This window comes from Lentzea tibetensis, from assembly GCF_007845675.1.
GTDB lineage: Bacteria > Actinomycetota > Actinomycetes > Mycobacteriales > Pseudonocardiaceae > Lentzea > Lentzea tibetensis.
Genome location: NZ_VOBR01000002.1, coordinates 35,814 through 49,206, shown reverse-complemented (window position 1 = coordinate 49,206; position 13,393 = coordinate 35,814). Strand labels below are relative to the sequence as shown.

Genomic DNA, 13,393 nt, shown 5'->3' with positions numbered 1-13,393 from the left:
GTCAGGGATTCCCACGACCGGCGACACGACCGCCGGACTGGATCCCACTCGCCTGTCCCGTCGACGAATCCCCCAGGAAACGACCACCGAGGATCCGGCGGCCGGAGGCGGGCTCCCGGACGGAGAAGAGCCAGCCTTCGTGCAGCATCAACTCCTGGTACCTCTCTCCGTTGACCACGAGGGTGGCCGTGGCACCGTCCGGCCCGTCCACCACGTACTCCATGTCACCGTTCGAGTAACTGCCGAACAGGGTGCCGGGAACCGGGATCCGCGCGCCCAGTTCGGGCGCGGCGTAGTCACCCACTGGAATGTCCACGGCCCGCAACTCATCGACCAACTCGTCCCACAACGCCGAGCCGGTGTTCGCATTCGTGGTGAGCGCGACCACGCGGTCGTGCGCCGGATCGATCCGGAGACGGCACGACGTGCCGTCGGCGTTGCCGTCGTGACCGGCCCAGTCGGCATCAGCACCCCGGAAGACCGCCAAGCCCAGCCCCCAGCCGTCGGCGAGCCCGAACGGTTCGGAGCCGGAGACAGGACGCCGCATGTCCTGGAACGCACGCGGGTCCAGTGGCGCGGAACCGGTCAGATGCGCGCGCCCGAACGTGACCAGGTCCTTGGCGCTCAACGCGAGCGCGCCACAGGGCGCTTCGACCGCTCGCATTGTCTGGGCGACTGCGAGTGCCCTGCCGGTCGTTTCGTTCACAGCGTGCCCGGAAACAAAGGAATCGAGCGGATTGCGCGGGTCCGGCGGCACGATGAACGACGGCACGATGCCGAGCGGCTTGAGCAGGAGCGCCTCGATCGCGTCCCGCCAGCTCATCCCGGTGATCTCTTCGACGATGCGGCCGATGAACACATACCCCACGTTGGAATAGGTGAACCCCGAACCGGGAGGCTGGACGAGAGTGAGCTGACGGCAGTCGCGCAGGTACTCGCGCGGCGAGGAGACCACGTCGGACCGCTCATCCGAACTCGACGGCAACCCGCTGGTGTGGCTGAGAATCTGGCGCAGAGTCAGCCGGCCGCCGAGACTGTCCGATTCGGTTCCCAGTTCGGGGAGGTACGCACCGATCCAGTCGTCCACATCGAGGTCGCCGTCGGCGACCAGGAGCATCGCCAACGACGCCGTGAACGCCTTGGTGATCGACCCCACCGGGAATTTGGCGTCCGGGGTGACGCCACCGGCCGTGACGTCCACAGCGCGGCCGTCCATCTGGATGGCGAGCTGGGCAGCCGGAACACCGTGTCGTCGCACGAGATCGGCGAATACTTTCCCGAGGTGCGCAGTTTCGGCGCCAGGCATACCGGTGAATCCTCCCCAGTGCTTCGACTGACTTGCCGGGCACGAAATGATCGATGGCGCCCAACGCACGATCAGCCGATGCGGACGCGTTTGCTCCTGGAGAACCGACCGGGGATCCGCATGATGCACAAAGGACCCCAGTTCGCTGTTCGCGCTACCGAGGTCCAGGGCAACACCATCACATTACTACTGCGCCACGCCGACGAGTACCGCCGGATACCGCAGATTCGCCCTCCAATCGCCGATGATCTTTCCGCGTGCGAGATCGCGACTGCCATCACCATCCACACGAGACTTTCACGGCCGGGCTGGGCAACTCGGTATGACGTTCGTCATCCGGCGACCCGTTCAGCACAATGCTCCCAGTTTCAACAGCGGAATCTCAGCCGCATTGGCGGATCGCGGCGGAGCGGCTCGCCGTCCAGATGCGATCGGGTGGAATAGGGGCGAGGACTCCTTCCGGCTGCCACACTCGACGGATGATTCTGGGATACGTCTTCGCTGTGCTGGCGACGCTGGCGTCAGGCAGTGGCTCGATCCTGGAATCCATGGGCGTCCGACGTGCCGGCGTCTACGGCGGCACGTCCGTCGACCTGATGGCCCTCCGGCGCCAGTGGATCTACTTCCTCGGGCTCGGCGTGGACGTGCTGGGATTCGTCTTCGCGGCCGCGGCCCTGCACCGGCTGCCGCTGTTCCTGGTCCAGTCGCTGCTCGCGTTCAGCATCGGGGTGACCGCCACGATCTCGGTCTTCATGGGCACCCGCCTGGCCGCGGCGGGATGGGGCGCGCTGGGTGTCGGCGCGGCCGGCCTCGTTCTGCTGGGCGTCTCCGCCGACCCGAGCCCGGCACGAACCCTGCCACCGGAGTGGCGCTGGATCCTCGTGGGCATCGTGGTCCCGGTGGCGGCCATCGCCGTCTACTCCAGGCGCCGCAACCACGTTCGGGCAGCACCGTTGTTGGCGTTCGGCTCCGGTCTCGGCTACTGCGTCGTCGGCATCTCAGCGCGGACACTCACCCTCCCCGACGCGGCATGGCGGCTCGTCCTGGAACCATCGGTCTGGGCGATCATCCTCAACGGACTCGCCGCGGCGGTGTTGTTCGCGATGGCACTGCAGAACGGCGGACCGACCACGGTCACCGCGATCATGTTCACCACCAACACGGCATTGTCTTCCCTCGTCGGACTGACCTACCTCGACGACCGAGTACGCGCCGGATACGCCGTCCCCGCGGCCGCGGGGTTCGTGCTGGCGATCGCCGGAGCGATCGGCGTCGCGCACTACGCGGCCACCGTCCGCCAGAAGGTTGGCGTCCCAGACGGCCTGCGGACGACCTGATCACGGTCCAGCGCGGGGCGCCCCGGTGCCGGTGGCATCGGGGCGCCGTGCTCGCCGGCCAAGACCGCTGCGGCAGCGGCCGTGATGGCGATTCCTTTGCGCATGGATTTCCCCGAAAGTGTTGTGGCGATTGGGTTTTCACCGTCACGTGACGTTGTCGCAGATGTCGTTCGACACCGAACAGGGAAAGCCTTCGGCCCGCTGAGCGGAACCGGCGCAGCTGAGAGCGGCTCTTGCCGCAGGAAGGCCGGCAAGAGCCACTTTCGAGCAATCAGATCGGTCTACGAGGCGAGCGGGATGTCACCTCCGATGCCCCACTGGATGGTGAACTGACCCCGTACGTACCAGTTGCCTTCCCACGGCCGCCACACGGCGAGGTCCGTGACGCCGTCGCCGTTGAAGTCACCGGGGACCGGGACGTCACCTGCGACACCCCACTGGGTGGTGCTGATGCCACGCACGTACCAGTTGCCCTCGGAAGGCCGCCACACCGTCAGGTCGGTGGCCCCGTCGCCGTTGTAGTCACCGGGAACCGGGATGTCACCGCCGACGCCCCACTGCGTGGTGCTGATCCCGCGGACGTACCAGTTGCCCTCAGAAGGCCGCCACACAGCCAAATCCGTGACACCGTCACCGTTGTAGTCACCAGGGACCGGAACATCGCCCGCGACACCCCACTGGGTAGTGCTGATCCCGCGGACATACCAGTTGCCCTCAGAAGGCCGCCACACAGCCAAATCCGTGACGCCATCGCCGTTGTAGTCACCAGGGACCGGAACATCGCCCGCGACACCCCACTGCGTGGTGCTGATCCCACGGACATACCAGTTGCCCTCAGAAGGCCGCCACACAGCCAAATCCGTGACACCGTCACCGTTGTAGTCACCCGGAACCGGGATGTCACCGCCGACGCCCCACTGCGTGGTGCTGATGCCGCGCACGTACCAGTTGCCTTCCCACGGCCGCCACACCGTCAAGTCGGTGGTCAGGTCGCCGTTGTAGTCACCTTCCGGACCCCACCGGGTGAACAGCGAGTAGAGCAACCGGTTCGGCGAGCCCGGCCCGGGATTGGCGACCACACCGGCTGTGGCGTTGCGGACGATGGCGTCGTTCACGCGCTGGGCCGGAGCGGCTGGATGCCGCTGCAGGTACAGCGCGGCCACCCCGGCCACGTGCGGAGCGGCCATCGAGGTGCCGCTGAGCGTGCTGGTGGCCGTGTCGCTCGCGTTCCACGACGAGACGATGCCCACGCCGGGTGCGAACAAGTCCGTGCAGGTGCCGAAGTTGGAGAACGGCGCCCTGACGTCGTTGATGTCCGTCGCGTTCACCGTCAGCGCTTCCGCGACCCTGGCCGGCGAGAACCCGCACGCGTCGGCGTTGGAGTTCGCGGACGCCAGCGCGTAGGTGACCCGCGACGCGATCGAGTTCCGGACCGCGGTGTCCAACGGGTCGAACGCGCCGCCGCCCAGGCTCATGTTCGCCACCGCCGGCCTGATCGCGTTCGCGGTCACCCAGTCGACTCCGCTGATCACACCGGCGAAGCTGCCGCTGCCGGAGCAGTTCAGCACCTTGACGGCAACCAGCTGCGTCGCCTTCGCCACGCCGTACTCCTGGCCACCGATCGTGCCCGCCACGTGCGTGCCGTGGCCGTGGCAGTCGGTGTTGATGCCGTCCCCTGTCGTGTTGGTGCCCCAGCTCGCGCGCCCGCCGAACGTCGTGTGGGTCACGCGGATGCCGGTGTCGATCACGTACGCGTGCACGCCGGATCCGGTCGGCGTGTAGTTGTAGCGCTGGTCGAGCGGCCGGCTGCGCTGGTCGATCCGGTCCAGCCCCCAGGACGGCGGGTTCACCTGAACGGCGTCCGCCTGCACCTTGGCGTCCTGGTAGACCCCCGACACTCGGGAGTCACGGGCCAACGCCTTGGCGTTCGCCGCGTTCGCGTGGATCGCGAACCCCTGCAAGGCGTGCTGCCACGTAGCGGTCACCTTCCCGCCGTACTGGCGCGCCAGCGCGTTCGCGCTGGCGGTGGCGTTGAGCGCCGCCGCACCGTTCTTGAGCACGACCACGTACTGATCCGCGATCGCCTGGCCGGCAGGCGCCGCGATGACAGCCTTGTCGGCCGCCGAAGCCGTCGCCACACCGGACAGTCCGGTCGCGGCGGCCACCAAGATCCCTACAAGCGCGCGCCGTGTGGCGCGTCTGCCCGAGGTTTTCACAAACGCCCCTCTCATCCGACAACCCTTGCGAGGCGCACGGACAGCGATCGGCTGATCGCGGAACGAATCCGCCACGCCATCAAGGAGGTCGTTGCAGCGGGCGGTTTGTAACTCGAAAAAGCGGGTATCGGGCGAAGTGACTCCGTCGGGACCATCCGGCTACCCGGTGTGGCCACCGCGTTCAACGCAGACAGCAGTCATGGGTCTGGTCCTTTAGCCGCGTCGCGGACCGACCGTCGTGTTCGTCAACCGGCGACCGAGGTTCCCAGCGCAACTGAAACCCAAGCGGTGCAACACACCTCGCATGTGGCGGCGATGTGGTGACCGGGGCCTATGGTCACCGTCGTGCGCGAACTACAAGACCCGGCCGCCGAGGTTCGTCTGCGAGCCGTGCGTGAGCTGGCGGCGATCGGCGACCCCGCGGCGGTCCCCGACCTGGCCCGCCTGCTCACCGACGACAACGAGGCCGTGGTCTTCTCCGTCGCCGGCGCACTCGCCGAGTTCGGCGACCCGCGCGCGGCCGATCCGCTGCTCGCCGCGTTCCGCAGGCGAACCGGGGAGATCCGGCACGCGCTCGCCGACGCGTTGGGCGCGTTGAAGGTTCGTGAGGCCGTGCCGGATCTCCTGGCCGCACTGGACGACGAGGACGAACTCGTACAAGGCTCGTCGGCCGACGCCCTGGCCGCGATCGGCGACGTCTCCGCGGCCGACGGGCTCGTCGCGCGGTTCACCACGGCGGACTGGCACGCCAGGTACTCGATCGCGGGTGCGCTCGCCGCACTGCGGCCCGCCACCGCCGTGACGCCGATGCTCGACGCGCTGCACCACCAGGACCCCGGCGTGCGCGCCGACGCCGCCTACGTGCTGGGACATCTCGGCGGCACGGAGGTGACCGCGGCGCTGCTGGAGTGCCTGCGGGACCAGGACCCGGACGTGCGCTGCCTGGCCGCCAACGCGCTCGGCGACCTGGGCGAGGCCGGCGCGCTACCCGTCCTGCGCGAACTGGCCGAGCACGACCACGCCCCGATGTCGCAGGACGTGCAGATCACCACGAACCTCTACCGGGTCAGCGAGATGGCCACCACCGTCATCGGGCGCCTGACCCGAGCCGACGAAGGCTGATTCGACTGTGGACGGTCCGACAGCGGTCACCCGCTATCCGATCTGAATGGTCGAGGCCACGCCGGGTGTGCCGGCCGAGTCGAGCGCGAACAACAGGTAGGTGCCGGGCAGCGCCACACCGCGGTCAGCGGGCACGGTGAGCGTGTACGTCGTGCCGCTGGTCGACGTGATGGGCAGGGGAACCCGGCGCTGGTCGTTGTTCACAGAATGGGTGGAAGCGCCGGTGCGGACCAATGAGAACGCCTTCACCGCCTTCTCGGTCCGCACGGTGATCTTGGCTCCGGGAGCGGTCGCGGGTGGCGCGGACACGATGACGGGCCGGGCCCGCGGCGTGCCGTCGGCCTTCAGCAGGTAGGGCGGGCTGAAGATCTGACCGTCGAAGTGATTGGTCGCGCACTCGCCGCACAACCCACCGCCACCGGAGAACACCCGTCCGTCCGGCAACAGGTTGGCGACGCTGTGGTAGTTGCGCGGCACGGCCATCGGCGCCATCGGGGTGAACTTCCCGTTCGCCGGATCCCACAGCTCGGGGACCAGGACGGACTTCTCGTCGCTGAACGGCACCGCGAACGACTGGCCGCCGACCACGAGCACCTTGCCGTCGGGCAGCACCACGCTGTTCGCGAACGCCCTGGCGTTCGCCATGTCCCCGACGCGCTTGGTGACCGGCTTGGCGCCCTTGACGTCCACGGTGTACGCCCGTTTGCTGGCGGACACCTCCTCGTACGCGGTCGCACCGCCGACGGTGAGGATCTTGCCCACGTCGTAGAGGACCGCGTTGCCGTTCATCGCGTCCTCGCCGCGGGTGCCCGCGTCGGTGACGGATCCGTCGCCATCGGTGCTGATCCAGTGCATCTTCCGGCTCGGCCCCGCGTGGAACACCCGGCCGCCGGCCACCGCGAGGTACCAGCCGTGGTTGTCCGAACGCCACACGCCGCCGGGGTCGTCGGTCAGCGTCGGCTCCACCGGCACGCCCGGCAGCACGCGCCAGCCACCGTTCGGCGACCACACCTCGCCCTGCTTGCCTCCGACCGCACCGCTCCACGATCCGCCCAGCACGAACGCGCCGCCCGTCGCGAGCGGCGTCATGCCCTGGTAGCCACGTGGGATCCGCAGGTCCGGTCCCGGCTGCCAGGTGTTCGTGGCCGGGGTGTAGATGCTGGTCTTCGCGCTGTTGCTGCCGCCGGTCACCATCAGCCTGCCGTCGCCGAGCATCGCGGTGCCGGGGCAGAACATGTCGTGCCCGGTCTCGACCACCTTCCTGCTGCTCACCGCACCGGTGGTCAGGTCGAGCACGGCCGTCTCGGTGTACCCCTGCTCGTCACCGTGGTCGCCGGGCAGATACGCCGACCAGGCCAGCAACCGGTTGCCCGGCAAGGTGACCGACGCGACGGGCACGAGCGGGAAGCCGATGACCTTTCCCCACGATCCGGCGACGGCCGGGTTCACCGCCGCGACCGGGCCACCACCGAGCACGTCGAACTCCGTGTCCGGGAGGTCCCCGGAGGTGGCCACGAGCCGCACGAACCTGGCGGCTCGCGGGGAGAAGCTCAGCGTCCGCGGGGTGTCGGCCTGGGAGCCGGACGCGACCGGCTCACCCCAGGTCCGGCCGTCCGCGCTCAACCGGATCTCGTAGCCACCGATCGCGCCGCGCGACCGGTGGACGAGCGCGGACACGACCTGGATCCGGTGCACGTCCAGGGTGATCGAGTGCGCGTCGCGTGCGACCACGGTCCGCGGCAACGCGGGCGCGTGTCTCATCGCCGCTGGAGGCAACGGCCCGTGGTGTGCGGCGCCGCTCGACAGCACGGACACGACCAGCACCACGGCGCACGTCGCCGCGGCCACGAAGGTCAGTCGCCTGGCCAGGAGGAAATGATTGCGCCGCAACAGTTCCAACACGCCGCCGCCTCGAGGAATCGTCGTGGTCCTCGGCGTCGGACACCCGTTGTACCACGGCGAGAACGGCGGTGACGATCCCTCGAGACGGCGTTGAACGTTCATGTGACGCGGCGGAGCAACCTCGACCGCACTCGGTCCCGTCCTTTCGGCATGAGAACCCTGACCGGTGCGGCGCTCGTGGCCGGAGTGCTGTTGACGGCGGCTTGTGGTGGCGGTTCGGGACAGGCCGGAGCACCCTGGGGCCGGACGTTCCTGTCCTCCTCGGTCACCGAAGACGGCAAACCTCGGCCGTTGGTCACGGGTACCCGGTTGCGGATGACGTTCGAGAACGACGAGCTGAAGGCCCACGCCGGCTGCAACCACATCGGCGGCCGAGCCAGCCTCGACAGCGGCAAGCTCACCGTCTCCGACCTCAGCACGACCGGGATCGGATGCGATCCCCCGCTGCAGGAGCAGGACGCGTGGTTCTCCCGGTTCATCAGTGCCGGCCCCGCCTGGCGGCTCGAGGGCGACGACCTGCTGCTGAGCACGAACGGCACCGAACTGCGCCTCACCGACCGCAGGACGGCCGATCCGGACCGGCCGCTGCGATCGACCCGGTGGCAGGTCGACTCCCTCGCCGACGGCCAGTCCGTCAGCTCGGTCCCGGCGGGCGCGGAGGCCCACCTCGTGTTCGCCGACGGCAACCGGGTGGAGGGGACGACCGGGTGCAACCGGCTCACCGGCACTGCCGTCCAGGACGGGACCACGATCACCTTCTCCGAGATCACGACCACGAAAGTCCAGTGCGCACAGGAACAACAGCTGGTGGAGAACGCCGTCCTCGCCGTGCTCGACGGCCCGGTCACCCAGGACATCTCCGCCGACGCCCTCGTGCTCACCCATCCCAGCGGCCGTGGCCTGCACCTGCGCGCCTCGTCGTGACAACGGCCGATCAGGCACCGTTGACGTTGAACAGCAACGTGTAGACCGACCTCGTCGCGGTGATGAACAGGCGGTTGCGCTTCGGGCCGCCGAAGCAGAGGTTCGGCACCACCTCGGGCACACCGATCCTGCCGAGCAACGAGCCGTCCGGGTGGATGCAGTGCACACCGTCCGCCGCGGCGGCCCAGATGCGGTCGTTCGGGCCGCGAGCCGATCGGATTCCACCGAAGGATGGTGGTGTGATCACGAGCAGTTCGGCCATCGTTCAGACCACGCCGCAATCCTGAAGCCGCCGTGTGTCAACGACGTTAGGACGGCCGACGTGATCGAACCACGCACCTCCCGCTTCTCCGTCATCGCAGGATCGGTGCTGGTGGCCGGGTTGCTGACGACCGGCGTGGCCCACGCCGCTCCAGCCGGCGCGGTCCGCATCAACGAGGTCGTGACCACGGGTGCTGTCGACGACTCGATCGAGCTGCACAACACGGGCGCCGTCGCCGTCGACGTCTCGGGCTGGATTCTGAAGGACGACAAGAACAGCTCGAAGTACGCGATCCCCTCCGGCACCACCCTGGCCGCCGGCGCGTTCCGCGCGTTCGACGTGCACAACGCCTTCGGCCTCGGCTCCGCGGACAAGGCGCGCCTGTACCAGCGCGACGGCAGCACGCTGGTCGACGACGTCAGCTGGAGCGATCACTCCGACCCGTCGTGGTCCCGTTGCCCTGACGGAACCGGGGCGTTCGGCAAGGCCGCGCTGACGCTCGGCGCACCGAACCAGTGCGGCGGCTCCGCGCCGCTGGCCTGGCCCGGCGGCGCATCGGTGACGAACGCCGACGGCTCGAACGTCTTCGACCAGGACGTCAGCGGCCTCTACCAGGACGGCGACGTCCTGTGGGCCGCCCAGAACTCCGGGAAGTTGTGGCGCCTGGTGCGCAACGGTTCGGGCGGGTGGACCCCGGACACCGCGTCCGGATGGTCGTCCGGCAAGGCGCTGCGGTTCCCCGGCGGCTCCGGCACGCCGGACAGCGAAGGCGTGACCGTCGCGGCCGGTGGCGTGTTCATCGCCAGTGAACGCAACGGCAGCGGCTCGAGCCGCACGTCGGTGCTCCGGTACGACGTGGGCGGAACGGGTTCCGCGCTGACCGCGGCCAAGGAGTGGAACCTGACCTCCGACCTGCCGCCGGTGGGTGCCAACCTCGGCTTCGAAGGCATCACCTGGGTTCCCGACTCGGTCCTGACCGGCGCCGGGTTCATCGACGCGTCGACGGGCGCGGCCTACACGCCGAGCCGCTACGGCACCCACAGCGGCGGGGTGTTCTTCGTCGGGGTCGAGGGCACCGGCGTGGTCCACGGCTACGTGTTGCAGGACTCGGGCACCCACACCCGTGTGGCTTCCTTCAGCAGTGGCATGAGCGCGGTCGTGGAGCTGCAGTGGGAACCGCAGGCCTCCCGTCTGTGGGTCGTCTGCGACGACACGTGCGACGGCCAGCACCGCACCATGAAGATCAACGCCTCCGGCACGTTCACGACCACCGCGGTGCACACCAGGCCCGGCGGCATGCCCAACATCAACAACGAGGGCTTCTTCCCCGCCGGTGCCGACGAGTGCGTGGGCGGCGCCAAGCCCGTCTACTGGGCCGACGACAGCAACACCGGCGGCCACGCGCTGCGCAGGGGCACCATCACGTGCTGATCGGCCTCTGATCCGGATGCGGATCGTCCGGAACCCGTCCTAGGGTGACGTGACCGCACTGGAGATCGGAGCCTGATCGTGGACATCCTGCTCGTGGCCGGCCTGTGGCTGGACGGATCGGTCTGGGACGACGTCGCGGCCGAGCTGGAGAAGCTCGGCCACCGCGCCGTGCCGGTCACCCTGCCGGGACAGGGGGACGGCGCCACGTCCGCCACGCTGGACGACCAGGTGGCGGCGGTGCTGTCCGCGGTGGACTCCGCGGCCGGCGAACCCGTGGTGGTCGGGCACTCCGCGGCCTGCACCCTGGCGTGGCTCGCCGCCGACGCGCGACCGGGCCGCCTCGCCAAGGTCGTCCTCATCGGCGGCTTCCCGACCTCCGACGGCAAGCCCTACGCCGACTTCTTCGAGATCGTGGACGGCGCCATGCCGTTCCCCGGCTGGGGCCCGTTCGAGGGACCGGACTCCGCCGACCTGGACGAGCAGGCCAAACAACGCTTCGCCGCCGCGGCCATCCCCGTGCCGGAAGGGGTGGCCGGCGGCGTCGTGCGCCTGACCGACGAACGGCGGTTCGCCGTCCCGGTCGTGCTCGTGTGTCCCGAGTTCAGCCCCGCACAGGCGAAGGAGTGGATCGACGCGGGCGAGATCCCGGAGCTGGCCAGGGCCGAGCACCTCGACCTGGTCGACATCGACTCAGGCCACTGGCCCATGGTCACCCGGCCGCGGGAGCTCGCCGAGCTGCTCGCCTCGGTGGCCGACAAATCGTGACATCACCCGAAGGACTCACGATGTCGTACACCGCCCGGCCACTGGACTCCTCGACGTGGCCCGCGTTCGCCGAGCTCGTCGAGCGCAACAACGGGATCTTCGGCGGCTGCTGGTGCATCGGCTTCCACCCGGAGTGCCGCCAGCCGGGTGTCGACCACCGCGCGGCCAAAGAGGACCGGGTCCGCACGGACCGCGCGCACGCCGCACTCGTACTGGACGAGAGCGGCATCGCACAGGGATGGTGCCAGTACGGGAGTCCCGAGGAACTGCCGCGCATCAAGCACCGCCGCGAGTACGAGAAGGACGCGCCGCCACTCCCGGACTGGCGGATCACCTGCTTCTACGTCGACACGAAGCACCGCGGCCATGGCGTGGCACGCACGGCGCTCGGAGGCGCCATCGACCAGATCGCCCGAGCCGGCGGCGGGCTCGTCGAGGCCATCCCCGAGGTCACCGCGGGCCGCGAGGCGCAGGGCCGTTTCCTGTACAGCGCGACCGTCGAACTGTTCGAGGACTTCGAGTTCGACCGGGTCCGGCAGGTCGGCAAACACGCGTGGATCGTCAGCAGGGTCGTCGATCCGGCATGACGAGCAGAGCCGGCGGCGAGCGCACAAGGTGTCGCGCAACACGCTGGTGAGGCGTCTCAGTTCGCACCGGTGTTGATCCATCCGCGGACTTCCGGCGTGGATTGTCGATATGGGATGGAAAATGCGACGTCAAGCCGCACGGGTTCGGGCCATCGTCCTGGCGGATGTCCGTGCATCGCAGCGATGGGACGCATCGGCGGGGGAAGACGCGCTCGGCTGCCGAGGAGTGGACGACCGGGCGGGCAGGGCGGTGGCCCACATCATCGGGATGGGACGCCACCGTCCGCTGGGGCGCTGTTCCTGATCACAGCTGCCGGACACATCAGGTCACGCCCGCGGTGAGTGCGGCGCGGCACACTTCAACGGGGTCGCGAACATCGGCCGCGGTCGCCGCCGCACTCGCCGCCGCGGCGGCGAAACGCGGGTCGCCCAGCACGCGTGCCACCGCATCCCGCAGACCGTCCACAGTGGATGGACGCACGATCACCCCGCAACCCTGCCGGGCAACGCGGTTCGCCATCTCCCACTGGTCGCCCGCCCCCGGCACCACCACGACGGGAACCTCGGCCAGCAACGCCTTGGCCAGCATGCCGTGCCCGCCACCGCAGACCAGCACCGAGGACTGAAGCAGCAACTCGTCCTGCCTGCCCGGCCCCGACCGCGCCCACTCCGGCAGCCCGGCCGGTGCCGGTCCGAACGTCGACACCACGGCCCGCACTCCCATGTCCCGCAACGCGGTCAGCGTCATCTCGGCCATGCCGACAGCCCCGGTCCACGCCGTCGACGGGGCGACCATCACCAGCGGAGCGTCGCCCGGTGGCGGGCTCATCTTCTGCGCGCTCGCCTCCCACAGCAGCGGCCCGACCACGTGAGCGTTGTCCGGCCAGTCCGGGCGCGGCACCTCCAGCGCGGGCAACGTCGCGATCAGCCGTGCCACCGGCCCCGCTCCCCGCGCGCTCAGGCCGATCCGCTGTCGCACGACGGCACGTTGCCGATCGCCCTGGCGGATCGACCTGGCCGTCATCGCCCGCAACACCCCGTCCCGCAGCCTGCCGCGCACACCGGCTCCGACAGCGAGCCCGCTGCCGATCGGCGGCAGCCCTCTCGACGGCTCGTAGAGCGGATGAGGCGACAGCTGCACCCACGGCACACCGAGCAGCTCCGCGGCCATGCTCGCGCCCAGCGCGAGGACGTCGCACACCACCAGATCCGGCTCGAGAGCCGTCAGCTGAGGGGTGAGCGCCGAGGCCAGCACCGCGGCCTGATCGTGCAGCGCACGACCGAGATCCGCTTCATCCCTCAGGTCACTCAGCGCCAGATCGGTCACCCGTGCCGCCGTGATCCCGGCACTCGCGGCCGCGTCGACCCACCGGTCGCCGGTGAGCAGAGTCGGCGTGTCACCGGCCTCTTTGAACCTCAGGCACAACGCGATCGCCGGCACGACATGGCCCGGATCTCCCCCGGAGACAACAGTTACGCGCACATCAGACTCCCCGCACACCACGCTGACAGCGCGTACGACCGGACTACCCGTGATCAGC

Annotated in this window: 11 protein-coding genes; 6 read left to right on the top strand and 5 right to left on the bottom strand. The window is 69.5% G+C overall.

Going from position 1 to position 13,393, the window contains the following annotated elements; translation table 11 throughout:
* Position 1: 1 nt before the first annotated feature.
* Entirely contained in the window at positions 2-1,306 is a 1,305-nt protein-coding gene (locus FKR81_RS02365) for a serine hydrolase domain-containing protein (RefSeq protein ID WP_146349226.1), read from the bottom strand.
* Positions 1,307-1,785: 479 nt separating this feature from the next.
* On the opposite strand from FKR81_RS02365, the gene FKR81_RS02360 reads away from it, so the two are divergent.
* Positions 1,786-2,643 carry a DMT family protein gene (locus FKR81_RS02360; protein ID WP_146349225.1) on the top strand — a complete coding sequence of 286 codons (858 nt, stop codon included), beginning with the start codon at positions 1,786-1,788 and terminating at the stop codon, positions 2,641-2,643.
* A 281-nt stretch (positions 2,644-2,924) separates the two neighbouring features.
* Here FKR81_RS02360 and FKR81_RS44840 read toward each other — a convergent pair whose 3' ends face one another.
* The gene (locus tag FKR81_RS44840; protein ID WP_235921235.1) at positions 2,925-4,808 is read right to left on the bottom strand and encodes a S8 family serine peptidase; all 1,884 of its coding nucleotides are present in this window, start codon (positions 4,806-4,808) and stop codon (positions 2,925-2,927) included.
* Positions 4,809-5,204: 396 nt separating this feature from the next.
* On the opposite strand from FKR81_RS44840, the gene FKR81_RS02350 reads away from it, so the two are divergent.
* Positions 5,205-5,981, top strand: a complete 777-nt coding sequence (locus FKR81_RS02350; protein WP_186762710.1) for a HEAT repeat domain-containing protein — start codon at positions 5,205-5,207, stop codon at positions 5,979-5,981.
* A 33-nt stretch (positions 5,982-6,014) separates the two neighbouring features.
* Here FKR81_RS02350 and FKR81_RS02345 read toward each other — a convergent pair whose 3' ends face one another.
* Entirely contained in the window at positions 6,015-7,883 is a 1,869-nt protein-coding gene (locus FKR81_RS02345; protein WP_222598154.1) for a galactose oxidase-like domain-containing protein, read from the bottom strand.
* A 150-nt stretch (positions 7,884-8,033) separates the two neighbouring features.
* Between FKR81_RS02345 and FKR81_RS02340 the strand changes: the two genes are divergently transcribed.
* Positions 8,034-8,807 carry an META domain-containing protein gene (locus tag FKR81_RS02340; protein ID WP_146349221.1) on the top strand — a complete coding sequence of 258 codons (774 nt, stop codon included), beginning with the start codon at positions 8,034-8,036 and terminating at the stop codon, positions 8,805-8,807.
* A 10-nt stretch (positions 8,808-8,817) separates the two neighbouring features.
* Here the strand turns inward: FKR81_RS02340 and FKR81_RS02335 are convergent, their stop codons facing one another.
* Positions 8,818-9,069 (bottom strand): SMP-30/gluconolactonase/LRE family protein, encoded by a 252-nt coding sequence (locus FKR81_RS02335; RefSeq protein WP_146349220.1) that lies wholly within the window; start codon positions 9,067-9,069, stop codon positions 8,818-8,820.
* A gap of 60 nt (positions 9,070-9,129) precedes the next feature.
* Here FKR81_RS02335 and FKR81_RS02330 point away from each other — a divergent pair, with 60 nt between their 5' ends.
* The 3 genes from FKR81_RS02330 to FKR81_RS02320 all read left to right on the top strand — a co-directional run bounded on the left by FKR81_RS02330 (position 9,130) and on the right by FKR81_RS02320 (position 11,852).
* Complete coding sequence (locus tag FKR81_RS02330; protein ID WP_222598153.1) at positions 9,130-10,500, top strand: lamin tail domain-containing protein; 1,371 nt, start codon at positions 9,130-9,132, stop codon at positions 10,498-10,500.
* 78 nt (positions 10,501-10,578) lie between these two features.
* Positions 10,579-11,265 carry an alpha/beta fold hydrolase gene (locus FKR81_RS02325; protein ID WP_146349219.1) on the top strand — a complete coding sequence of 229 codons (687 nt, stop codon included), beginning with the start codon at positions 10,579-10,581 and terminating at the stop codon, positions 11,263-11,265.
* 20 nt (positions 11,266-11,285) lie between these two features.
* The gene (locus FKR81_RS02320; RefSeq protein WP_146349218.1) at positions 11,286-11,852 is read left to right on the top strand and encodes a GNAT family N-acetyltransferase; all 567 of its coding nucleotides are present in this window, start codon (positions 11,286-11,288) and stop codon (positions 11,850-11,852) included.
* 322 nt (positions 11,853-12,174) lie between these two features.
* Here the strand turns inward: FKR81_RS02320 and FKR81_RS02315 are convergent, their stop codons facing one another.
* Positions 12,175-13,335 carry a glycosyltransferase gene (locus FKR81_RS02315; protein WP_146349217.1) on the bottom strand — a complete coding sequence of 387 codons (1,161 nt, stop codon included), beginning with the start codon at positions 13,333-13,335 and terminating at the stop codon, positions 12,175-12,177.
* Positions 13,336-13,393 lie beyond the last annotated feature (58 nt).

Coding starts and splice junctions, on each gene's coding strand:
- FKR81_RS02365 (WP_146349226.1), bottom strand. CDS start 1,306: ATGCCTGGCGCCGAAACTGCGCACCTCGGGAAAGTATTCGCCGATCTC.
- FKR81_RS02360 (WP_146349225.1), top strand. CDS start 1,786: ATGATTCTGGGATACGTCTTCGCTGTGCTGGCGACGCTGGCGTCAGGC.
- FKR81_RS02340 (WP_146349221.1), top strand. CDS start 8,034: ATGAGAACCCTGACCGGTGCGGCGCTCGTGGCCGGAGTGCTGTTGACG.
- FKR81_RS02335 (WP_146349220.1), bottom strand. CDS start 9,069: ATGGCCGAACTGCTCGTGATCACACCACCATCCTTCGGTGGAATCCGA.
- FKR81_RS02320 (WP_146349218.1), top strand. CDS start 11,286: ATGTCGTACACCGCCCGGCCACTGGACTCCTCGACGTGGCCCGCGTTC.